This is a genomic window from Lysobacter korlensis, from assembly GCF_042434515.1.
This window is the reverse complement of sequence record NZ_JBHLTG010000004.1, coordinates 358,936-380,836: the sequence shown is the minus strand read 5'-3', so window position 1 is coordinate 380,836 and position 21,901 is coordinate 358,936. Positions and strand designations below refer to the sequence as shown.

Genomic DNA, 21,901 nt, shown 5'->3' with positions numbered 1-21,901 from the left:
CTCGCGCTTCGCCCCCAACTAAAACCCAACTGGGGCGACGCAAGTGGACGTGGGCAGAGCCAAACCGACTCACTGCGCGCACCAATAGGGCTGATCACTACTCCCGGGCCGAGATAGCCGCTTCGCTGCTATTGGCCGCGCCCGCTTCCGGCCAGCAGCGGACGCGGCCAGGCACGACCCTTGAGCGCAGCACAACCACTGCTGGGTTCCCGACTCGTGAAGCTGCGCCGCGAGGGCCGCTGCGCCCGCGGTTGCTTTCGCTGGCCGAAGCGGGACCTTCAGAAGGCCCGCGGCGACGCGCCAGCTCTCCAGCCAGGTGCGGACCAGCGACGGGAAGCACTACCTGATCGGTGCGGGGTTGTTGCGGTCACCGCATGCGCGGTGGCTGAACATGTTGGCACTGCTTTCGGAGACCTCAACCGACGTCGATGGCCGCCGCATTGCCGGTGAGGCCTGCGCCCAACACAGGGATGAACGCCAGCAGTAGGCGCGGCGCACCGTTCGCTCGCTGTGCAGTTCGGTGCGGGTAAAAAGCGGAGGCACTCCGGGAAGTGCGGTATGACCCCGCACTGCTGCCACCTGGCACCGCAATCAGGCGGCCGTCTCAACTCAGGCGTTTGCGCTGTGGGCAAAAATTCATGAGAACCATGCTGTCGCTGCTGCTCCTGACGGCAGCTTTTTCTGCGCAAGGTCGGGACCTGGCCCCGGGCACCAAGCACGAGATCGAATCACTCTTTTCTACTCTGGCCAGCTCGGGCTGCCAGTTCAGCCGGAATGGGTCCTGGCACGCGGCTGGCGAGGCCAAGGAGCATCTCGGGCGCAAGTACGCCTACCTGCTCAAAAAGGACCTCATCACGACGACGGAGTCGTTCGTCGAGTTGGCCGCGTCGAAGAGCAGCATGAGCGGCAAGCCGTACCTGGTGCGCTGTGGCAAGGCGAGCCCGGTGCCGAGCCGGCAGTGGTTACTAAAGCAGTTGCGTCACATACGCGCTGGCGCCGCTCGCGGCGCTGATACTTCGTCTCCGCCCGCCATAGGGCGGCCTGACGCGCCCGCTGCGTAGCGGGCGAAGCGGCGATTACGCGGCCGGAACGCGCAGCAGCCTTTTCCGCCGGGCCGGGGGATCTGCGATATGCTTCCCGCGCACTCGTGGTCAGGGCGCCTTGGGCAGGCGGATACGCCACCGAGCCCCGACCGAAGGACGCCATGACCCGACTCGACTGCGCCCACGTGCAAGACGGAACCATCCAGCCCGAGTCCGACGCAGTACAGCCTGATGCCGGCCGCACGCGCGCCTGGCTCATCGGCGCAGGCCCCGGCGATGTCGAGCTGCTCACGCTGAAGGCGACACGCGCGCTGGCGCTGGCCGACGTCGTGCTCGTCGACGATCTGGTGACCGCCGATACGCTCCAGTTCGTGCGTGCGGACGCGCAGGTCATCTACGTCGGCAAACGCGGCGGACGAGCCTCCGCGTCGCAGGATGAGATCATCCGGATGATGCTCGAACACCTGCGTGCGGGCCGGCACGTCGCGCGCCTCAAAGGGGGCGACCCGTTCGTTTTCGGACGTGGTGGCGAAGAGCTGCAGGCGTTGCGCGCAGCGGGCGTGCAGGCGGAAGTGATCAGCGGCATCACCGCCGGCATCGCTGCGCCGACGACGATCGGCATTCCGGTGACCCAACGCGACTACGCGCAAGGGGTGATCTTCGTCACCGGTCACAGCGCGGGCGAACAGGCTCCGAACTGGGCACTGCTCGCGGCCAGCGGCATGACGCTGGTGATCTATATGGGCATCACGCGCATCGAGGAGATCGCCGAGGCGCTGCTGGCCGCGGCCATGAATCCCAACATGCCCTGCGCGGTCATCGAATCAGCGACGCGGCCCGAGCAGCGGCACATGATCTGTCCACTAGCGGAGCTGGCTCAGGCGGTCACGCACCACGGCCTTGGCTCGCCGGCAATCGTGGTGATTGGCGCAGTCGTAGGAACCGCTGCACCGTCGATGGCGCTCGGTCGCATCGACGCAATGGCATGACCGAACGCCTGCTCACCCTGGGCATCGGTTGTCGGCGCGGCATCACGGTCCAGCACGTCGAATCCGCTGTGCTGGCGGCATTGGGCGCCCGCTCGCTCGCGCAGGTCCGCCAGGTGGCGACGATCGAAGACAAGACAGCCGAGCCGGGCCTGGTGGAATTCTGTCACCGGCACGCGCTGCCGTTGCGCGGTATCGCGCGCGACCGCATCGCCGGGCTCGCGCCGGAAGCCTTTACCGAATCCGATGCGGCTTCCAGGCACGTCGGTGTGCGCGCGGTCAGCGAGCCGTGCGCCCTGCTTGGCGCACGCAACGGCGTCCTTGTGACCGCCAAGACCGCCTACGACGGCGTCACCGTGGCAATCGCGATGGACACGCTCGACGCCGGCCCATCCATCGTTTCCGCTTCAGAAGGAGTCGCTTTGTGAAGACCGACGCAGCCTCGCACCAGCGCATGACGGAACGGCGCCGCGAAGGCCATGAAAAGAAACAGGCCGAAGCCACGGTCGAAAAAGGCCTGCTGGTAGTCAACACGGGCACCGGCAAGGGCAAGACGACGGCCGCGTTCGGCATGGCGGTACGCGTGCTGGGGCACGGCATGAAACTGGGCGTCGTGCAGTTCATCAAGGGTGCACTGCACACCGCGGAGCGCGACTTCTTCAGTGCCGTGCCCAACTGCGATTTCGTCACCATGGGCGACGGCTACACCTGGAACACGCAGGATCGCGATGCCGACATCGCGACCGCACGCAAGGGCTGGGACGAAGCGTGCAGGATGATCCGCAGCGGCGAATACCAGATGGTGATTCTCGATGAGCTCAACACCGTCCTGAAGTACGAATACCTGCCGCTGGACGAGGTGCTCGAGGTGATTTCCGCGCGACCGCCGATGCTTCATGTGGTCGTGACCGGACGCCATGCGCCCGAGCGGCTGATCGAAGCGGCCGACCTGGTCACTGAGATGCGCGTGGTCAAACACCCGTACCGCGAACAGCACGTCAAGGCGCAGCCCGGGGTCGAGTTCTGAGCACGGCCCATTGCCCTGCCCTGCTAGTCACGGCCCCGGCTTCGGGGCAGGGCAAGACGACGATCACGGCCGGGCTGGCGCGCCATCACCGTCGACTCGGGCGGCGGGTCAGGGTGTTCAAGGTCGGCCCCGATTTTCTCGATCCGATGATCCTCGAGCGTGCCAGTGGCGCGCCGGTGTACTCACTCGATCTTTGGATGGTGGGCGAGGACGCCTGCAGCGCGATGCTCGCGGACGCGGCCGCCGACGCCGACCTCATCCTGGTCGAAGGCGTGATGGGGCTGTACGACGGCACGCCCAGCAGCGCGGACATCGCCGCACGCTTCAACATTCCGGTAATGCCGGTGATCTCGGCCAAGGCGATGGCGCAGACCTTCGGCGCGGTGGCGACGGGCCTTGCCCACTACCGGCCCGGCCTGCCGTTCCATGGCGTCTTCGCGAACCGCGTCGGCTCGCCGCACCACGCGACGATGCTGCGCGAATCACTGCCGCTTGGCATGCGCTGGGCCGGGCACGTAGCCGCCGAGGGCGACATCGAGCTTCCGGACCGCCACCTGGGCCTGTTCCAGGCAAGCGAGATTGCCGACCTCGATCGCCGACTCGACCTGGCCGCCGATGCGCTGTCGGGCCAGCCGATCGTTGAACTGCCGGCGCCGGTCGAGTTCCGCGCCGAGCCGATGCCGAAGCTGCGCCGAACGCTCGAGGGCAAGCGCATCGCGGTCGCGCGCGACGCCGCGTTCTCGTTCGTCTATCCGGCCAATCTCGACCTGCTGGTGTCGCTCGGTGCCGAGCTGCGTGGCTTCTCCCCGCTCGCCGACGAAGCCGTGCCCGACGCCGATGCGCTCTACCTGCCCGGCGGCTATCCGGAACTGCACGCAGCGCGGCTGACCGGCAACCGGCGCAGCGCCGAGGCGATCCGCGGCTTGATCGACGCAGGCAAGCCCGTCCTGGCCGAGTGCGGGGGCATGCTCTACCTGATGGAGCACCTGACCGACCAGCAGGGCGAGACGTTTCCGATGCTGGGCGTGCTGCCCGGACACGCGACCATGCAGCGCAGACTCGCCGCGCTGGGCATGCAGCAGCTGGACACCGCGCACGGCGCATTGACCGGGCATTGCTTCCACTACTCGAAGATCGAAACGCCGCTGACGCCGCGCCTGAGGGCGCTGCATCCGCTTCGCGGATCGCCCGGCGAAGCACTGCATCAGCAAGGCAGCGTTACCGCGACCTACATGCACGGCTACTGGCCCTCCAACCCCGCTTTCATCACCGCGATCTTCAATGGCCAAGCCGTTTGACGAATCCGAACGGGCCGCCGTCTACCGCGCGATTCACGAGCGGCGGGACATGCGGCATTTCGTTGCCGGCGCGGTCGATCCGCGCGTGCTAGAACGACTGCTCGATGCCGCGCACCACGCGCCGAGTGTCGGCTTCATGCAGCCCTGGCGCGTCGTGCGGATCACCGACCCCGCGCTACGCACGGCACTGCGCGACGTGGTCGAACGCGAGCGCCAGGCGACGGCCGATGCGTTGGGCGAGCGCCGCGATGCGTTCATGAAGCTCAAAGTCGAAGGCATGGGCGAATGCGGCGAGTTGCTGGTGATGGCGCTCATGGACGGCCGCGAGGCGCACGTCTTCGGCCGACGTACGATGCCGGAGATGGACCTCGCATCGGTCGCCTGCGCGATCCAGAACATGTGGCTGGCCGCACGCGCAGAAGGACTCGGCATGGGCTGGGTGTCGATGTTCGATGTCGATGCGGTGCGCGAGCTTTTGCGGATGCCCGAGGGTGCGAAGCCGGTCGCGATCCTCTGCCTCGGCCATGTCGACGAGTTCTACCAGCAGCCGATGCTGCAGGCCGAAGGCTGGGCGCAGCGCGCCCCGCTGGCCGATTGCCTGTACGAAAACGGCTGGGGCAGCTGAACCCGCTGAACCAGCCGCGGGCCTAATCGTCCGCTCAGGCCGACATCACGACGCGTAGAGCGTGGAACGGGCGAAGCCTTCCATCGCCAGCACGCGACCGACCAGGATCAGTGCGGTGCGCTCGATCGTGGCGCCTTCGTCCACGCGCGCCACGATGTCGGCCAGTGTGCCCAAGACGCGGCGCTCGTCCGGCCAGCTGGCGCGATAGACGACCGCAACCGGGCAGTCCGCGCCGTAGTGCGGCGCGAGCAGCTCCACGATTTCGGGCAGTTTTCGCACGCTGAGATGGATCGCCATCGTCGCGCGGTGCCGGGCCAGATCAGCAAGCGCCTCGCCTTCGGGCATGCGCGTCTTGTCCGCGTGTCGCGTCAGGATCAACGTCTGCGATACGCCGGGCAGCGTGAGCTCGCACCCCAAGCTGGCGGCGCTGGCGGCCGTGGCCGTCACGCCCGGCACGATTTCATAGGGAATATCGAGCTCGCGCAGCACGCGAATCTGTTCGCCGATCGCGCCGTACAAGGACGGATCGCCCGAGTGCACGCGCGCGACGTCCTGGCCCCGCGCGTGCGCCGCGGCGAGCAGCTCCACGATCCGGTCCAGGTCCAGTTCGGCGGTATCGACGACCTGCTCGGCACGATGCCCTTCAAGCACGGCGCGCGGCACCAGCGAGCCCGCGTAGAGAATCACCGGACAGCTGCGCACCAGCCGCTGGCCTTTGACGGTGATCAGTTCCGGATCGCCGGGGCCGGCGCCGATGAAGAAAACGGTCATGGCAGGTTGCTCAGTAACTCTTCGAGGGTACGGAACGACCGGTCGGCCTCCGGCAGCACGGGACGCCGAAGCATCACCACGGGCAGACCGCGCTCGCGCGCGACTTCGAGCTTCGCCTCGGTCGACGCGCCACCGCTGTTCTTGCTGACGATCACGTCGAAGCGCTCACGCTCGAACAGCTCACGCTCGGCCGCGAGTGCGAACGGCCCGCGATCGGCCAGCACTCGCGCGCGCTCGGTCCCGGCCCGCGCGTCGAGACAACGAACGGTCCAGTACTGGGACGCGGGAATGTCATCGAGGTGCTGCAAGGGCTCGCGCCCGAGCGTAAACAGCGGCCGGCGGAACGGCGCGATCGCGGCCATGATGCCGTCCCAGTCGTCCACCATGCGCCAGTCGTCGCCGGGCTGGGCAGACCACGCAGCACGGCGCAGCGCCCACAGCGCGGTACCTGTCGCGAACGTCGCATGACGTGCGTTGGCGCTGATCTGCGCCGCGTACGGATGGGTGGCGTCGATTACCCGATCCACACCGGCGGCGGCGATGAAACGCGCAAGCCCGTCCGCCCCACCAAAGCCGCCCTCGCGTACCGAACAGGCCAAGCCTTCAGGCCGCTTGCCCAGACCGGCGACGCTGTAGATATCGTCGGGGCCGAGACGTCGCGCCAGCGCCAGTCCTTCGCCGGTGCCGCCGAGTACGAGGATGCGGCTCACGCCGCCTGTCCGACGATGCGGCCGGTGTTGTCGATCGCGAGCACGTCGACCTCGACGCTCGCCGGCACGATGCCCCGTGCGATTCGTCGGGCCTCGGCGCAGACGATGTCGCCCAACGGCACGCCGGCGGCGAGCGACAGCGCGAGCGCCTGCTGGCTGGTGTTGGACGATTGGATCGCGTCCAGCAGCGCATCGCTCGCGCCCTGCGCGGCCGCCCACTGCGCGAGCTGCTGCAGATCGATGGCCGAATGGCTGCTGTGCAGGTTCAGATGACCGGCGGCGAGCTTGCTCAACTTGCCGAAGCCGCCGCAGAGCGTGAGTCGCGGCACCGGCACCTGCCGAAGGTGCTTGAGCACGGCACCAGCGAAATCGCCCATCTCGATCAACGCCATGTCCGGTAACCCGTAGCGCTCGCGCACCGCGGTCTCACTGCGGTTGCCGGTGCAGGCGGCGATGTGCGTGCAGCCGTTCGCGTTCGCCACATCGATGCCCTGGTGGATGGAGGCGATGTACGCCGAGCACGAGAACGGCCGCACGATGCCGGTGGTTCCAAGAATCGACAGCCCGCCGAGGATGCCGAGCCGTGCGTTCATCGTCTTGAGCGCGAGTTGCTCGCCGTTTTCAACGCCGACCCAGACATCGAATCCACCGGTGTAACCGTGCGCCTGCTGCAGGGCACGCAGATGGTCGCCGATCATCTGCCGCGGCACCGGATTGATCGCCGGCTCGCCGACCGCGAGCGACAGCCCGGGCCGCGTCACCGTGCCTACGCCCGGCCCCGCATGGAACACCACGCCCGGCCGTTCGCACAGCGCAACCCGGGAGAACACCACGGCGCCATGCGTGACGTCGGGATCATCGCCCGCGTCCTTGATCGTGCCGGCTTCCGCGCGCTCCGCCACGCGGCGGCAGTAGGTCAGTCTGAAATCGACCTGCTTTCCCTTCGGCAACACGATCGTGACGACGTCGCCAGCTTCGCCGGTGAGCAACAACCGCGCGGCCGCGAGCGCCGTTGCGGTCGCGCAGGCGCCGGTGGTGTAGCCACTGCGAAGTGGCCGCGGTTGCTCCGGCGTTTCCTCGCGCATCAGGGCTTGACCACGTCGTACAGCGTGATCGGCAACGCCGCGCGCCAGGTTTCGAACCCGCCCAGCGGCTGCGCATCCATCAGTGAAATACGCGTCAGTCGGCCACCATGGAGACCGCGCCATTGCGCGACCCGGAGTTCGGCCTCAAGCGTCACCGCATTGGCGACCAGCCGCCCACCCGGACGCAAGGCACTCCAGCAGGCCTCGAGCACGCCAGGCGCGGTGATGCCGCCGCCGATGAACACCGCGTCGGGCGCTGGCAAGCCCTCCAGTGCCTCGGGCGCAGCGCCTTCCACCAGACGCAGCGCGGCTGCGCCGAGTGCGTCGCGGTTGTGCGAGATCATCGCCTGGCGCGCCTCATTGGCTTCGATGGCGATCGCCCGGCAGTGCGGATGCGCCCGCACCCATTCGATGCCGATCGATCCCGAGCCTGCGCCCACATCCCACAAGAGCTCACCCGGTCTGGGCCCCAGCCGCGCCAGCGTGATCGCGCGTACGTCGCGCTTGGTGATCTGCCCGTCGTGCCGGTAGGCCTCGTCGGGCAGTCCGCTGCACAGCGGCCACGCGGCTGCGCCCGGGTCCGCGATGCATTCGAGTGCGACCAGGTTCAGTGCCGCCACGACGCAGTCGCGCGGCCATCCGCGGGCCGTGTTCGCAATACGACGCTCGGCATTGCCGCCCAGGTGCTCGAATACGGTCATGCGGCTGTCGCCGTAGCCGCGGTCTTGCAGCAGCCGCGCAACGGCCTCGGGCGTGTGGCCATCCTCGCTCAGCACGAACAGGCGCGTGCCGGGCTGCAGCTGCGCTGCAAGCGCGGTCAGCGGCCGCGCCACGAGCGAGACCACCTCGACCTCCTGCAGCGGCCACCCGAGACGCGCAGCCGCAAGCGAGGCCGACGAGGGCGCCGGCAGGATGCGCAGCTCGTCGGGCTGCACGCAGCGCGCGAGCACCACACCCACGCCGTAGAACATCGGATCGCCACTGGCCAGCACGCAGGTGGGCTGGTGGCGGCGAGCGAGCACTGCCTGCACATCGAACGGCTTCGGCCATGGGCGGCGCTCGGCCCTCACCCGCGCGGGCAGCATCGCAAGGTGGCGCTCGCCGCCGTGCACCTGGGTCGCGGCGAACAGCGCGCGGCGCGCCGGGCGCGTCAATCCGTCGAAGCCGTCGTCCCCGATACCGACTACGGTCAGCCAGGCTTGCATGCCCCTAGCCCGACCATTTCGACGTCATATTCATCTGTCTAAGGCTGCCATTCGTGGCACGCAATCGCAATTGAGCACGCGCCAGCAGCGGCGAACCGCCCGTTGGAGCGAGCCGCTAGACTATCGGCCCGCGGGGCAACGGAACCAGATGGATGCGATACGCCGGGGCGGCGACATGAGCGCCCGTTCGCGCAGCGGCTGCCCCAGCCTGCATCGCATCGTCGACGCAGTCGACGGCGGCCTGTGCCGCATAAAACTCCCGGGTGGCGAATTGCTGGCTGCGCAAGCCGCAGCGATTGCCGACTGCGCGCGCCGCCATGGCTCGGGAGTAATCGAATTCACGAACCGGGCGAATCTGCAGCTGCGCGGCATCCGGCGGACCGACGAGGATGCGCTGATCGACGCGCTTACAGCCGCCGGGCTCGGGCCGCTGCGCACGCAGGGCACCGATGCGGGCACGGTTGATCCCACTGCCACGTCTGCACGCGACGATCGCCGCAACGTCATGATCAGCCCGACCGCCGGCATCGATCCGCAGGCGCTGCTCGATACCCGTCCGCTGGCCGATGAACTGCTGCGGGCGATGCAGCTGGAGCCGGGCTTCGATGCGCTGTCGCCGAAGTTCGCGATCCTGATCGACGGTGGCGAGGGCCTGGCCGAACTCGACCACCCGCACGACATCTGGCTGGCGGCATTGCCTGCAGCGAGCGGCGCGCGTTTTGCGGTTGGCCTGGCGGGCACGCCGCCTTCGCATCGCGACGATGGAAGCCTCGTAGGCGTGGTCGAGGAAGCGCACGCGGCCGCCACGGTCATCGCGCTGACCCACGCGTTTCTCGAGCTGCGCCAGGCCGAGATCGGACGCATGCGTGAGCTGGTCGCCCACACCGGTGCCGACGCCATCGTCGAGCATGCGCAGGCGCGCGCACGAATTGCGTCCGCGTCGCAGGCGGACCTCGGCAACTGGCGACGCCGCGGTGTCGACAGTGCATCGCGTCTGGGCGCACATCCACAGCGCGACGGGGCGTACTGCTACGTCGGATTCCAACCGCCGCTGGGCCGGATCGATGCCGATCGGCTCGACCGCCTGGCCGAGCTGTCGCGCGAAGCAGGATGCAGCCGCCTGCGCTTGACGCCTTGGCAGGGCGCGCTGCTGCCGGATGTCGAGCCAGGCCGCGTCGCGATGACGCTGTCGCGCCTGCGCGACCTCGATCTGATCTGCGATGCACAGCAGCCGTTGGCACGGTTGATCGCCTGCGCCGGTTCGACGGGCTGCGCGCGCAGTCCGGTCGACACCAAGGCCGATGCAATGGTGCTCGCGGCCGGCGTGCTGCCGCCCGGAATGGTGCATGTGTCGGGCTGCCCGCGTTCGTGCGCGGCCCCGACTGCGGCCGCATATACGTTGCTGGCGGTCGCGCCGCACCTCTACGATCTCTACCGCCGCGATGACCGCCCCGGCCTCGGCCAGTGCATCGCGCATCGCCTATCAATCCAAGAAGCGGCTGTCGTCCTGCGTGCGGTCGGCCAGGAGACTGTTGATGCTTAACTACATTCGCGACGGCCAGGCCATCTACGACAAGTCGTTCGCCACGATCCGCGCCGAGTCAGACCTCTCCCGCATCCCCGCCGACCTCGAGAAGCTCGCGGTGCGCGTGATCCATGCCTGCGGCATGACCGACATCGTCAACGACCTGGCGTTCTCACCCGGGGCCGGCACGATCGGTCGGAAGGCGCTCGCCAGTGGCGCGCCGATCCTTTGCGATGCGCGCATGGTGGCTGAAGGCATCACCCTGTCGCGGCTGCCGATGAACAACGAGGTGATCTGCACGTTGCACGATCCGCAGGTGCCCGCGCTGGCGCGCAGCATCGGCAACACGCGCTCGGCTGCGGCACTGGACCTGTGGGGCGAGCGGCTGGCGGGCAGCGTCGTCGTGATCGGCAATGCGCCGACTGCGCTTTTTCGTCTGCTCGAACTGCTCGACGCGGGCGCGCCGCGGCCGGCGCTGATCCTGGGGTTCCCGGTGGGTTTTGTCGGTGCGGTCGAATCCAAGGCGATGCTGGCCGAGCATTCGCGCGGCGTGCCGTTCGTGGTCGTGCACGGCAGGCGCGGCGGCAGTGCGATGGCGGCCGCGGCAGTCAACGCGCTTGCCACGGAGGTCGAATGAGCCCCGCGCCGGGGCGGCTGTACGGGCTGGGCGTGGGCCCGGGTGATCCCGAGCTGGTCACGCTCAAGACGGTGCGCCGCCTGCGCGAATCGCAGGTGGTGGCGTACTTCGCCGCGCGTGGCAAGGCCGGCAATGCGTTCACCACGATCGAGGGGCATCTGGACGCGAGCCACACGCGGTTGCCACTCGTGTATCCGATCACGACCGAGGCGCCGAGCGGTCCGCAGCGCTACGACGACATCATGCGCGAGTTCTACGACGGCGCCGCCGCGCAGGTCGCCGCGCATCTGGATGCGGGCCACGACGTCGCAGTGATCTGCGAAGGCGACCCGATGCTCTACGGCTCGTACATGTACCTGCACGACCGGCTTGCCGCGCGGTACACGACCGAAGTCGTGCCCGGTGTCTGCGCGATGCTGGGCGGCGCGGCCATGCTGGGTGCACCGCTGGTGTATCGCGACCAGTCCCTGCTGGTGCTGTCCGGAACGCTTTCGAAAGACGAACTCAGCCAGCGCATCCAGGGCGCCGATGCGGTGGTGGTCATGAAACTGGGCCGCAACCTGCCCAAGGTGCGCGAGGTGATTGCCGAGCTGGGACTGCTGGAGCGGGCGCTCTACATCGAACGGGCCACGATGCCCGGCCAGCGCATCGTGCCGCTGGAGGATGTCGAGCCCGGCTCGTCGCCGTACTTCTCGCTGGTGCTGATGCCGGGCCCGAAGTGGCAGGGCTGATGGGCGCGGCGATCATCGTGCTGGGACCGGGCGCGCTGGCCGTTGCGCGCCAGTTGCGGGAGCGCCTGCCCGGCAGCGCGATCCATGGCCTGCGCGATCGCGTCGGCGATGACGTCGACGTGCCATACGAGCAGTTCGGTCGACACCTCTGCGAACTGCACGCGGCCGGCACTCCGATCGTCGCGATCTGCGCGGCGGGCATCGTCATTCGCGCGCTCGCCGCACGGGTGGCGGGTGCGCAGAAGGACGCCGATCCTGCGGTGCTCGCGGTCGCCGAAGACGGCAGCGCGGTGGTGCCGCTGCTCGGCGGACTGAGCGGCGTAAACGACCTGGCGCGTGAGATCGGCGCGGCGCTCGGCGTGGCACCGGCGATCACCACCAGCGGCGAACTGCGCTTCGGCGCCTGCCTGCTCGATCCGCCGGAAGGCTATGCGCTGGCAAGCCTCGATGAGGGCAAGCGCTTCGTCTCCGATCTGCTGGCCGGAGCGCCGGTGCGCATCTCGGGCGAGGCGCCGTGGTTGGAGCCGCTGCGGTTTACGCGCACTGACGATGCCGCTCGCGTCATCCGCATTACCCCGCAGGCCGGCGACGGCGAGGCGGGCGAATTGCGCATCCATCCACGCAGCGTGGCCGTCGCGATTGATTGCGACCGCGAGGACGCGGACGCGCTGGAACGCGACGTCGGTGCTGCGCTCGATCGCTGCGGGCTGGCCCGGCGCTCGCTTGCGACGCTCATCGCGCCCAGGCGACACATGCGGCGGGCCGCACTGCGCGAGGCGGCGACGCGCTTGGGCGCGGCGGTGCGCTATGTCGAAATCGAGCACGACGCCGCGCCTTCGCAGTGGCTCGCGTGCGGTCTGCCGGCGCCGTACCGGCTCGCCGAAGAATCCCCGACCCTGGCGATCGCAGTCGCACCCAGCCCACTCGACCCCGCACAGATCGGACAGGCGCGTGGCAGCGTGGCGGTGGTCGGCCTGGGGCCAGGCAGCCGCGACTTCATGATTCCCGCCGCACGCGCGGCCCTGGAACGGGCCACCGACATTCTCGGTTACAGCACCTACGTCGAGATGGCCGGCCCGCTCGGCCCGCACCAGCGTGCGCACGGCACCGACAACCGCGAGGAAATGCAGCGCGCCCGCCATGCGTTCGCGCTGGCGTCGGAGGGCCGACACGTGGCGATCGTGTCCTCGGGCGATCCGGGCATCTTCGCGATGGCGGCCGCCGTGCTGGAAGCGCTGGAAAGCGCCGCCGATCCCGCCTGGCACGACGTCGAACTCACCATCCTGCCCGGCGTGTCGGCCGCCATCGCGACGGCTGCGATGGCCGGCGCGCCGCTGGGCCACGATTTCTGCCTGATCTCGCTGTCGGACAACCTCAAGCCCTGGGACGTGATCGAAAAGCGGCTGCGCCTGGCTGCGGAAGCGGATCTGGTGATGGGCTTCTACAACCCGATTTCGAAGGCGCGGCCGTGGCAGCTCGAGCGCGCGCTTGAACTGATCCGCATGTACCACGACAGCAATACTCCGGTGGTGCTCGGGCGTGACATCCAACGCCCGGGCGCTCGTCTGGTCTCGCTGAGCCTGGGCGAGCTGACCGCAGACCAGGTCGACATGCGCACGACGGTCATCGTGGGCTCGTCGACAACCCGGCGGTTTCCGCGCGACGACGCGAGCGACTGGGTCTATACGCCGCGCTGGTATCCGGCGCCGAACTGAGTCGGCCGCTGGGCTCAGCTCAGTCGAAATTCTCGGCGCGCAGGTAATCCGCCTGCCATTGACCGGCGAGTTCCTGGCACACGCCCCAGCGGACTGCCGCGGTCTCGAAGTCGATCACGACCCGGCGGTCGGCTTGCGGCACGGGCGGCCGCTCGGTCGTGCGGCCATCGCTGAGCAGCCACAGCCAGCGCTCGGCACCGGCCGCCGAGCGCGCAGCGTCGTGCAGCACGCGCCGGGCCTCGTCCAGACCCTGATGCAACGGCGTGCCGCCGCCACCACCGATCGGCTGCACCCAGCGTTCGTTCCACCAGCGCGGAATCGCCGGGCCGAACCGCCGCTGCGCACCGGCGCCGCCGAAACAGACCAGCGCGACGCGGTGGCGTTTGCGCGCGGCGCTGTCGAACAGGTCCAGCAGCACGCGCTTGGCGCGCGCCAGCTTGTCCGCCGCGAGCATCGAGCCCGAGCAGTCCAGCACGAAGCAGTGCAGCACCTCGACGCCCGGGCCGGCAGGGCGATAGCGCAGATGCGAAGCATCCAGCGGCGCATCACGCTTGGCCTGCAGCGTGCGCAACCAATGGATGCGCGCGCTCGGCGCGTCGCCGCGTTGCCGGGCAGGCCCTGTGCTCCACCGGCCGCCGCGGATCACTCCCGCGGCGGGGCCCGGCCGGTGGGCTACGGTTTTGGGAGAACGGGCCGGAGCTTCTTTGCCTCCGCCATGCCCACCGGCTCGGGCGGCAGATAGCCCCAATCGCCCTCCCTGGTCGCCGGCGCAGGTTCTGCAGCGCCGGTGCCGCCGCGATCGTGGCGATCGTCCTGAGCCTGCGATGGAGCCGGCTCACGCGTGGGCGGCTGCGGCCCGCGGTCCTTGCGGCGATGACGCAGGGCGGCCTCGGCCACGCGGTCGACATGGGCCAGTGCAATCGCCTGCGCGCCCTCCAATGCGGCCAGCGCACGTGCGGCACGCAGCATCACCAGGTCAGCGCGCAGGCCGTCGACGCCGGCCTCGATGCAGATCGCGCTGACCCGGGCGTGGACCTCGTCGCTGAACGCCAATGACGGCAGGGCCAGGCGCGCATGCTTCACCCGCTGCGCGAGTTCGACCTGCGCGTTCGCAAACCGTGCGCGGTACGCGGCCGGGTCGGCTTCGAAAGCCAGCCGCGCCTGCACGATCTGCTGCCGCACGGCAGGGTCGAAGCAGTTTTCCAGTTCCACCATCAGCCCGAAGCGATCGATCAGCTGCGGCCGCAGTTCGCCCTCTTCCGGGTTCATCGTGCCGATCAGCACGAAGCTGGCTTCATGGCTGTGGGAGATGCCTTCGCGCTCGACGGTGTTTACGCCGCTGGCGGCGACGTCGAGCAGGGCATCGACGAGAACGTCGGGCAGCAGGTTGACCTCGTCGACGTACAGCACGCCGCGGTGCGCCTGGGCGAGCAGGCCCGGGGCGAACACCACGCGGCCTTCGCTGAGCGCCGCCTGCACATCGAGCGTGCCGATCAGGCGCTCTTCCGTTGCGCCGAGCGGCAGCGTGACCATGCGCCCCTCCGGCAGCAGTTCGACCAGCGCGCGCGCACTGGTGGATTTCGCGGTGCCGCGGGGACCGGTGATCAGCACGCCGCCCAGCGCCGGATCAACCGCAGCCAGCAGCAGCGCTTCGCGCAGTGCGTCCTGCCCGACCAGCGCGGCAAACGGGAAGATAGGCCGCGGCACGGTGGCCCGTTGGTCAACGGCTGCGCTCATCGATGGCCTCCTTCGAACAGCTGCTCGCTCTCCAGCAGTCGCTGGCTGATCTGCCCGGCATACGCGCCCGGCTGCTGCCAGAGCCCGCGCTGGATCGCCTCCAGCAGCCGCTCGCACATGTCACGCAACGCGACCGGGTTGTGCCGGCGCATGAAATCGTGGGTGTGGTCGTCGTTGACGAACGCGTCAGTCACCATCTCGTACTGGTGGTCTTCCACCACGCGCGCCGTCGCGTCGTAGCCGTAGAGGTAATCGACGGTCGCGGCGATCTCGGCGGCGCCCTTGTACCCGTGGCGCTTCACGCCGTTGATCCACTTCGGATTCGTCACCCGGGCACGAACCACCCGCGAGATCTCCTCGCGCAGCGTGCGGATGCGCGGGACGTCGGGGTTGCTGTGGTCGGCGTAGTAGATCTGCGGCTGGCTGCCGCTCAGGTGGCGCACCGCGGCGGTCATGCCGCCCTGGAACTGGTAGTAGTCGTTGGAATCGAGCAGATCGTGCTCGCGGTTGTCCTGGTTCTGCAGTACGACGTCGATCGTCGACAGGCGCAGGCCGAACGCGTCTTCCGCCGCTTCGCCTTCGCTCTTCTGCGAATACGCAAAGCCGCCCCAGCGCTGATACGCCCCGGCCAAGTCGGCATCGTCCTGCCACTGGCGCTGGTCGATCAGCTCCTGCAGGCCCGCGCCGTAATGGCCCGGGCGCGCACTGAACACGCGCCAGCCCGCGCGGCGACGCGCCTCATCGGCGGGCAGGCCCTGGGCGATCATCGCGTCGCGTTCGCGCTGCACGCGCTCGCGCAGCGGGTTCATTTCGGGCGGCTCATCGAGTTCGGCGACGGCCTGGACCGCAGCGTCGAACAGGTGCATGACGTTCGGAAATGCGTCGCGGAAGAAGCCCGAAACCCGCAGCGTCACGTCGATCCGCGGCCGGTCCAGCGCCTCGACCGGCATGATCTCGAAGTCGGTAACGCGATGACTGCCCGCAACCCACTTTGGCCGTACGCCGAGCAACGCCATCGCCTGCGCGATGTCGTCGCCACCGGTGCGCATCGTGGCCGTGCCCCACACCGACAGGCCTACCGCACGCGGGTAATCGCCGTGGTCCTGCAGGTGGCGCTCGATCAATTGCTGGGCCGATTTCAGCCCGAGCATCCAGGCGGTCTGGGTCGGCACCGACCGCGTGTCGAGCGAATAGAAGTTGCGGCCCGTCGGCAGCACGTCCGGCCGGCCGCGCGATGGCGAGCCGCTCGGGCCCGGCGGGACGAAGCGCCCTTCCAGACCGCGCCGCAGTTGCCTGAGCTCCTCGCCGCCACAGGCGTCGAGCCGCGGCAGGATGTCGTCGCAAAGCCGCTGCAGCACCGCGTGCGCCTGTGGCAGCGGCGGCAGATCCGGTGGCAGCGGCTCGTCGCCGAGCGCGGCGCCGATCAGCCTGGATGCGAGCAGCTCCAGGCGCTCGCGGGTATCGCCGCAATGGCGCCATGAGCTTTCGATGAGCGATTCGAGCACCGCCGGGCGCGGACCGGCCCAGGCGGTGGCCGAGTCGGTCGTAAACGGATCCAGCCAGGCATGCAGTTCCAGATCGCGCGCCAGCGCGTCGATCAGGCCGGCATTGCGGCCGCGCCCGTCACCGACCGGATAGCGCACCAGCGCCACCAGCGTGTCGCGTCGCTGCACACCGCTGGGCGAGCTGCCGAAGATATGCAGGCCATCGCGGATCTGCGTTTCCTTCAGCTCGCACAGATAGGCGTCGACCGAGTTGAGCAGCGAGTCCTCGCTGTCCTCGTCCACCGGCGCGTCCATGCTGAGCTCCTTGTCCAACCGGTGCTCGACGATGGTCGCGAGGATCGTCTTGCGCAGCAGCTTGGAGCGGCGCGGATCGATCATCAGTGCGTCGTAGTACTCGTCGACCTGGCGCTCCAGATCCTGCAGCGGACCGTAGTTCTCGGCGCGCGTCAGTGGCGGCATCAGGTGATCGATGATCACCGCGTTCGCGCGGCGCTTGGCCTGGCTGCCCTCGCCCGGATCATTGACGATGAACGGGTACAGATGCGGCATCGGCCCCAACGCGACATCCGGCCAGCAGCTGGCACCCAGCGCGACACTCTTGCCGGGCAACCATTCCAGGTTGCCGTGCTTGCCTACATGCACCACCGCATCAATGCCGAACGTCCGGCGCAGCCACACGTAGAACGCCAGGTACGCATGCGGCGGCACCAGCTCGGCATCGTGGTAGCTGGCGTAATCGCTGACATCGTGGCTGCGCGCCGGCTGCAGGCCGATGAACACATTGCCGCAGCGCCAGCCGGAAATCACGAAGCGCCCCTGCCGCACGGTCGGATCGGCCTGGGGGCTGCCCCAGCGCGCTTCGATGGCCGCCTGGACGTCCTCGGGCCAGCTTCGTAGTTCGGCCAGGTAATCGTCGACCGACAGGCTCTGCCAGGCTGGCCGCAGTCTGCGCACCGTCGGGTCATTGGTGACACCGGAGGTGAGCCGCGAGATCAGCTCATCGCCGTCGGCAGGCAGCGTGTCGAGCCCGTAGCCCTCGTCGCGCAGCATGCCGGCAATGGCCAGCACCGAGGCCGGCACGTCCAGGCCGACACCGTTGCCGATGCGGCCCTCGCTCATCGGATAGTTCGCCAACACCAGCGCAAGCCGCTTTTCGGAGTTGTCCAGCTGACGCAGCCGGCACCAGCGCGCCGCGAGTTCGGCAACGAACGCAACGCGCTCGTGATCGGGCCGGTAGCAGACCACGTCGACCTGGGTGCGCTCGCAGTAATAGCCGCGGTCCTTGAAACTGACCGCGCGGGTGACGATGCGGCCATCGATCTCGGGCAGCGCGATGTGCATCGCGATATCGCGCGCATTCAAGCCGTGGTTCGCGGCCACCCAGGCTTCGCGGTTGCCGCCGCTCATGATCACCTGCAACACGGGCGCGTCGCCGGCGAGCACGAACGGCTCGTCCGCCATTGGCGATGACGCCGCAAACGACGTGGTGTTGAGTACCAGCGAGACGTTGTGTTCGTCGCACAGCATCCGCACCACGTCCAGGCTGATCTCGTCCTTGAGCGAGGTGATCGCGATCGGCAGCGGATTGAGTCCGCGCGCTTCGAGCGCATCGATCAACGCGTCGAACGCGGAAAGATTCGCCGCCTGCAGATGCGCCTTGTAGAACAAAATCGCGACCGTGGCTGCGCCGGGCGTCCAGCGCGCCTGCCAGTCGGCGATCGTCGCGGGCTCCTTGCCGGGGCAGTACAGCGCCGCGGCCGGCAGCACGCGCAGCGGCGCCGGGGCGCTGCCATGCCCCAACGCGTTGAACGCGATGCTGCGCATGAAGTTGACCGCGTTGTGCCGCCCGCCCTCGCGCAGGTAGCGCCACAGCTCACGGCACAGATCCGGCTCGGCCGTGCTCAGCGCCAGCAGGTTGGGATCTTCCTGCAGGTCGCCGGAGAACATCGCGAGCACCTGACCGCGCTCCTTCGCCAACTCGACCAGCCGCTCAATCCCGTACGGCCAGTACGACTGCCCGCCCAGGTGGTCGACCACCACAACACGCGCATGCTGCAGCACATCGTCGATGTAGAAATCAACCGAGGCCGGCTGGCGAAGAAAGCTCACATTGGCCAGGCGCACGCTCGGGAACTCGTCGCCGAACTCGGCCACCACGCCCGCCAGCAGCGAAAGCGTGGTGTCGGCCGAACTCAGAATGACGATCGAAGCGGGCTGCTGGTCGATCCGAACGACACCCTCGCTGTCGTCGACGAAGCCGCCGGGCGTGGTTCTCAGCAGGTGCACGTGGTCAGGCCATCTGTTCCCGCGGCGCCAGTGCTTCGTCCAGCGCTGCCTGCAGCGTGGCCTGATCGAGCTCCGCACCGATCAGCACGAAGCGGCAGCCGGGCACTTCATCGGGCTGCCAGCGCCGGTCGAAGTAGCTGTCGAACCGCGTGCCGACGCCCTGGATCACCAGTCGCATCGGCGAACCCGGCGGATTCGCGAACCCCTTCACCCGGTAGATCGTGTGTTGCTGGACGAGTTGCTTCAACGCCCGGACCAGCTCCTCGCGCGAGGCCGGCTGCGCTTCGACCATCACCGAGTCGAAGTCGTCGTGGTCATGGTCGTGGTCCTCGCCCTCGCCGTGGTGGCCCACGCGCAGGTGGATGCCTTCTTCCGACGCCGCCTCCAGGCCCAGCAGCGTGCCGAGGTCGAGCCGGCCGTACTGCGCCGGCACGATTTTCACGTGCTCCGGAATCTCCGCGCGGATCAGCGCTTCGACGGCCTCGCGATCGGTGTCGGCGAGCTGGTCGGTCTTGTTGAGGATCACCAGATCCGCGGCGATCAGCTGGTCTTCGAACAGCTCGTGCAGCGGCGACTCGTGGTCCAGGTTCGGATCGGCCTTGCGCAGCTCATCGACCGACTGCGGATTGGCGGCGAACTGGCCCGCTGCAACCGCCGGACCGTCGACCATGGTGATCACCGCATCGACGGTGAAGCTGTTCTTGATCGACGGCCAGCCGAACGCCTGCACCAGCGGCTTGGGCAGCGCGAGACCGCTGGTTTCGATCAGCACGTGGTCGATCTGCTCGCGCCGCTCGACCAGACGCTCCATCACCGGATAGAACTCCTCCTGCACCGTGCAGCACAGGCAGCCGTTGGCCAGCTCGTACAGCTGACCGGCGCTCTCGTCGCCCTCGTCGCAGCCGATGCCGCAGCCCTTGAGGATTTCGCCGTCGATGCCGAGCTCGCCGAACTCGTTCACGATCACGGCAATGCGTCGGCCCTGCGCCTGCTCCAGCAGATGGCGCAGCATCGTGGTCTTACCGCTGCCGAGAAAGCCGGTGACGATCGTTACGGGGATCTTGCGAATGGTTGCAGGCACCTGCGTGCTCCTAACTTGAATGTGGACGGCCGGGGCGATGCGATGAGCTCGAATCTGCCGTCGCGCTTGGGCCGATAAACCGCGGTCGAAGTGTACAGCCCCACCCCATGGCGGCCGGCATGCCCGGGATGCTGCGAAGGGCGCAAGCAACGCGGGGTCGTGAATGTTTGCGCTCGGGCTTCTGCGGATGTTCGCGCGTCGATGCGCCAGGACAGCGTCGACGTGCAGACATGCTGGCGAGCCGTGCCGCGACCGGGCTATCGGCCTTTGCCGACCTGCGGTGCTCACGACGTGCTGACGCGTACAGCGATCGGCCCCAGCGCACGGCTGAGGTCACGGTGTCACGTACAGGCCGCTTCCTTGGCATCCAGCAAACCGGTATCGCCGCTGCCGAGCCGATGGAAGATCAACGGCGTGACTTCCCGACCGCCCACCAGATGTTCGGTCACGATCCGGTCGAGCGCCTGCTCGTCTTCGACCCGGTACCAGACGCCTTCCGGGTAAACCACGAGCACCGGGGCCTGCGCCTTGCAGGCGACCATGCAGTGCGTGCGGGTGCGTTTGATGCTCAGCTCGGGACGCGCGTCGATCTTCTCGCCCATCAGCTCGAACATCGCCTGGGCACGTTCACCGTCGGGCGTGCAGCGGGGGCCGACGCACATCAGGACGTGTCTGTGATGGGTTCTCATGAGCCTGGTCCAGAAGGCGCTACCGCGATGGCAGCGCCCGGGGCCGCGAGTGTCAGGCGGCCTTCTTGTAGAAATGCCCGGCGCACGCGCCCAGGCACAGCCAGAACGCTGCGTTGGCAATCGCCGTCGCGAAGACGAACGCGCGCGCCAGTTCCTGCGGCGCCGTGCTGCTGTGGACCACCGGCTGCGGCGCTCCGATCAGGTGCGGCAATGCCAGCAGTGCCAGCCCCGCCCAGCGGATACCGCCACGTGCGAACGACAGCAGCGCCAGGCCGCCCGCGGTGCATGCGGCGGTTCCGGCCCACCAGAGCTGGCGGTCGCCGAGCGCGGCGCCGGCGGTGCCCGGCACTTCGGGCGGCAGGCCGAGCGACGGCGCGACGAAGAACGTCAGATAGCCGCCCAACCCCCACAGCAGACCGGATCGCCAGGTCGTCGGCCGGTCGCGCAGGCTGATGCACGCGATCAGCAGCAGCGCGAAACCTACCCCGAGGCTGATATTGGCCAGCGCCGTGTAAGCGGTGCGCTCGACGCCGTCTTCGGGCTGCCAGGCGTTCGCGTCGTGATGGTGGTCGTCCTCGTGCTCGTGCGCGGCGGGCTGGGCCTCGGCGTGCTCATGCGGACGGGCGGCTTCCGGTGCCTGGGCCGCGTCCGGTGCCGCGGCTTCGTAGACTTCGGCCTGCAGGATCAACGGCACGACCTGCATGCCCTGCACCGCGGTCAGGGCCACGCCCGCGACCGATCCGGCCAGCACGGCCGCCAGAACGATGCGCTTGAAGGTGCCTAGGCTGAAACTGTCCGACGCGGTCGGCGAAGCACTCAGTGGCACGGGAACCCGGCGGAATGGCGTCCGTCGTGAGCGGCGTTGTGGACTTCCGGCATCTCGGAGAACGCGGCTCCGTACAGCACGACCAGGCCCAGGCCCAGCGCCAGCGCGGCCGATACGATCCGCTCGGCCAGAACGACCGTACGCGATTTGCTATTGATCTGAACGCGGCTCAGACCGGGCGTGACGGGCATCTGGAACTCCTTAATGGGTGCACTTCGGAACGCGGGGATTCTAGTTCGCCGAAGGGCAAGTTTACGTGCAGATCGACGACCCGTCTGCCCGAAACGGACCGGCGCTGGCGCGACCGGGCCGGCGTCAGGTTGCGGCTGAACGGGCGAGACGGCTGGCCGGTCGCACGCGGCTGCGCCCCGTGCTGTCCCCAGTGATCGAAAAAATTCGCCGCGGATCCGACCAGTCCC

The 21,901-nt window shown here is 68.6% G+C and carries 21 protein-coding genes; 10 read left to right on the top strand and 11 right to left on the bottom strand.

What is annotated here, in order from left to right; translation table 11 throughout:
- Nucleotides 1-647: 647 nt before the first annotated feature.
- The 6 genes from ACFFGH_RS18240 (at nucleotide 648) to bluB (ending at nucleotide 4,979) form a co-directional block, all read left to right on the top strand.
- Nucleotides 648-1,061 carry a YfeK family protein gene (locus ACFFGH_RS18240; RefSeq protein WP_386670867.1) on the top strand — a complete coding sequence of 138 codons (414 nt, stop codon included), beginning with the start codon at nucleotides 648-650 and terminating at the stop codon, nucleotides 1,059-1,061.
- 143 nt (nucleotides 1,062-1,204) lie between these two features.
- Nucleotides 1,205-2,032, top strand: coding sequence for a uroporphyrinogen-III C-methyltransferase (cobA, locus tag ACFFGH_RS18235; protein WP_386670865.1), 828 nt, complete (start codon nucleotides 1,205-1,207; stop codon nucleotides 2,030-2,032).
- Nucleotides 2,029-2,457 (top strand): cobalamin biosynthesis protein, encoded by a 429-nt coding sequence (locus tag ACFFGH_RS18230; protein ID WP_386670863.1) that lies wholly within the window; start codon nucleotides 2,029-2,031, stop codon nucleotides 2,455-2,457. Before cobA ends, ACFFGH_RS18230 begins: the two co-directional genes overlap by 4 nt.
- Nucleotides 2,454-3,056, top strand: coding sequence for a cob(I)yrinic acid a,c-diamide adenosyltransferase (gene cobO / locus ACFFGH_RS18225; protein WP_386670861.1), 603 nt, complete (start codon nucleotides 2,454-2,456; stop codon nucleotides 3,054-3,056). Before ACFFGH_RS18230 ends, cobO begins: the two co-directional genes overlap by 4 nt.
- Complete coding sequence (locus tag ACFFGH_RS18220) at nucleotides 3,053-4,354, top strand: cobyrinic acid a,c-diamide synthase CobB (protein ID WP_386671286.1); 1,302 nt, start codon at nucleotides 3,053-3,055, stop codon at nucleotides 4,352-4,354. Before cobO ends, ACFFGH_RS18220 begins: the two co-directional genes overlap by 4 nt.
- Nucleotides 4,338-4,979 carry a 5,6-dimethylbenzimidazole synthase gene (gene bluB / locus ACFFGH_RS18215; protein WP_386670859.1) on the top strand — a complete coding sequence of 214 codons (642 nt, stop codon included), beginning with the start codon at nucleotides 4,338-4,340 and terminating at the stop codon, nucleotides 4,977-4,979. Before ACFFGH_RS18220 ends, bluB begins: the two co-directional genes overlap by 17 nt.
- Nucleotides 4,980-5,024: 45 nt before the next feature.
- Here bluB and cobM read toward each other — a convergent pair whose 3' ends face one another.
- From cobM to cbiE, 4 genes are read right to left on the bottom strand one after another with little or no spacing between them, the layout of a single operon-like run.
- Complete coding sequence (cobM, locus tag ACFFGH_RS18210) at nucleotides 5,025-5,750, bottom strand: precorrin-4 C(11)-methyltransferase (protein WP_386670857.1); 726 nt, start codon at nucleotides 5,748-5,750, stop codon at nucleotides 5,025-5,027.
- Entirely contained in the window at nucleotides 5,747-6,460 is a 714-nt protein-coding gene (locus tag ACFFGH_RS18205) for a cobalt-precorrin-6A reductase (RefSeq protein ID WP_386670855.1), read from the bottom strand. Before ACFFGH_RS18205 ends, cobM begins: the two co-directional genes overlap by 4 nt.
- Nucleotides 6,457-7,545, bottom strand: coding sequence for a cobalt-precorrin-5B (C(1))-methyltransferase (locus ACFFGH_RS18200; protein WP_386670853.1), 1,089 nt, complete (start codon nucleotides 7,543-7,545; stop codon nucleotides 6,457-6,459). Before ACFFGH_RS18200 ends, ACFFGH_RS18205 begins: the two co-directional genes overlap by 4 nt.
- Nucleotides 7,545-8,750: a precorrin-6y C5,15-methyltransferase (decarboxylating) subunit CbiE gene (gene cbiE, locus ACFFGH_RS18195; RefSeq protein ID WP_386670851.1), complete on the bottom strand. Its 1,206-nt coding sequence runs from the start codon at nucleotides 8,748-8,750 to the stop codon at nucleotides 7,545-7,547. Before cbiE ends, ACFFGH_RS18200 begins: the two co-directional genes overlap by 1 nt.
- Here cbiE and cobG point away from each other — a divergent pair.
- From cobG to cobJ, 4 genes are read left to right on the top strand one after another with little or no spacing between them, the layout of a single operon-like run.
- Entirely contained in the window at nucleotides 8,749-10,293 is a 1,545-nt protein-coding gene (gene cobG / locus ACFFGH_RS18190; RefSeq protein ID WP_386670849.1) for a precorrin-3B synthase, read from the top strand. The two genes, cbiE and cobG, sit on opposite strands and share 2 nt — an antisense overlap.
- The gene (locus tag ACFFGH_RS18185) at nucleotides 10,193-10,912 is read left to right on the top strand and encodes a precorrin-8X methylmutase (RefSeq protein WP_446686160.1); all 720 of its coding nucleotides are present in this window, start codon (nucleotides 10,193-10,195) and stop codon (nucleotides 10,910-10,912) included. Before cobG ends, ACFFGH_RS18185 begins: the two co-directional genes overlap by 101 nt.
- Nucleotides 10,909-11,643, top strand: coding sequence for a precorrin-2 C(20)-methyltransferase (locus ACFFGH_RS18180; RefSeq protein ID WP_386670847.1), 735 nt, complete (start codon nucleotides 10,909-10,911; stop codon nucleotides 11,641-11,643). The genes ACFFGH_RS18185 and ACFFGH_RS18180 overlap by 4 nt, the downstream gene beginning before the upstream one ends.
- Nucleotides 11,643-13,358, top strand: coding sequence for a precorrin-3B C(17)-methyltransferase (gene cobJ / locus ACFFGH_RS18175; protein ID WP_386670845.1), 1,716 nt, complete (start codon nucleotides 11,643-11,645; stop codon nucleotides 13,356-13,358). Before ACFFGH_RS18180 ends, cobJ begins: the two co-directional genes overlap by 1 nt.
- 19 nt (nucleotides 13,359-13,377) lie before the next feature.
- Here the strand turns inward: cobJ and ACFFGH_RS18170 are convergent, their stop codons facing one another.
- The 7 genes from ACFFGH_RS18170 to ACFFGH_RS18140 form a co-directional block, all read right to left on the bottom strand.
- Nucleotides 13,378-14,004, bottom strand: a complete 627-nt coding sequence (locus ACFFGH_RS18170; RefSeq protein WP_386670843.1) for a vWA domain-containing protein — start codon at nucleotides 14,002-14,004, stop codon at nucleotides 13,378-13,380.
- Between the two features lie 26 nt (nucleotides 14,005-14,030).
- Entirely contained in the window at nucleotides 14,031-15,095 is a 1,065-nt protein-coding gene (locus ACFFGH_RS18165) for a magnesium chelatase ATPase subunit I (protein ID WP_386670841.1), read from the bottom strand.
- Nucleotides 15,092-18,886: a cobaltochelatase subunit CobN gene (cobN, locus tag ACFFGH_RS18160; protein WP_386670839.1), complete on the bottom strand. Its 3,795-nt coding sequence runs from the start codon at nucleotides 18,884-18,886 to the stop codon at nucleotides 15,092-15,094. The genes ACFFGH_RS18165 and cobN overlap by 4 nt, the downstream gene beginning before the upstream one ends.
- Before the next feature lie 4 nt (nucleotides 18,887-18,890).
- Nucleotides 18,891-20,117 carry a cobalamin biosynthesis protein CobW gene (gene cobW / locus ACFFGH_RS18155; protein WP_446686159.1) on the bottom strand — a complete coding sequence of 409 codons (1,227 nt, stop codon included), beginning with the start codon at nucleotides 20,115-20,117 and terminating at the stop codon, nucleotides 18,891-18,893.
- Between the two features lie 191 nt (nucleotides 20,118-20,308).
- The gene (locus ACFFGH_RS18150) at nucleotides 20,309-20,656 is read right to left on the bottom strand and encodes a (2Fe-2S) ferredoxin domain-containing protein (protein ID WP_386670837.1); all 348 of its coding nucleotides are present in this window, start codon (nucleotides 20,654-20,656) and stop codon (nucleotides 20,309-20,311) included.
- Nucleotides 20,657-20,708: 52 nt separating this feature from the next.
- Nucleotides 20,709-21,482: a CbtA family protein gene (locus ACFFGH_RS18145; RefSeq protein WP_386670835.1), complete on the bottom strand. Its 774-nt coding sequence runs from the start codon at nucleotides 21,480-21,482 to the stop codon at nucleotides 20,709-20,711.
- Nucleotides 21,473-21,673: a CbtB domain-containing protein gene (locus ACFFGH_RS18140; RefSeq protein ID WP_386670833.1), complete on the bottom strand. Its 201-nt coding sequence runs from the start codon at nucleotides 21,671-21,673 to the stop codon at nucleotides 21,473-21,475. Before ACFFGH_RS18140 ends, ACFFGH_RS18145 begins: the two co-directional genes overlap by 10 nt.
- Between the last annotated feature and the right edge of the window lie 228 nt (nucleotides 21,674-21,901).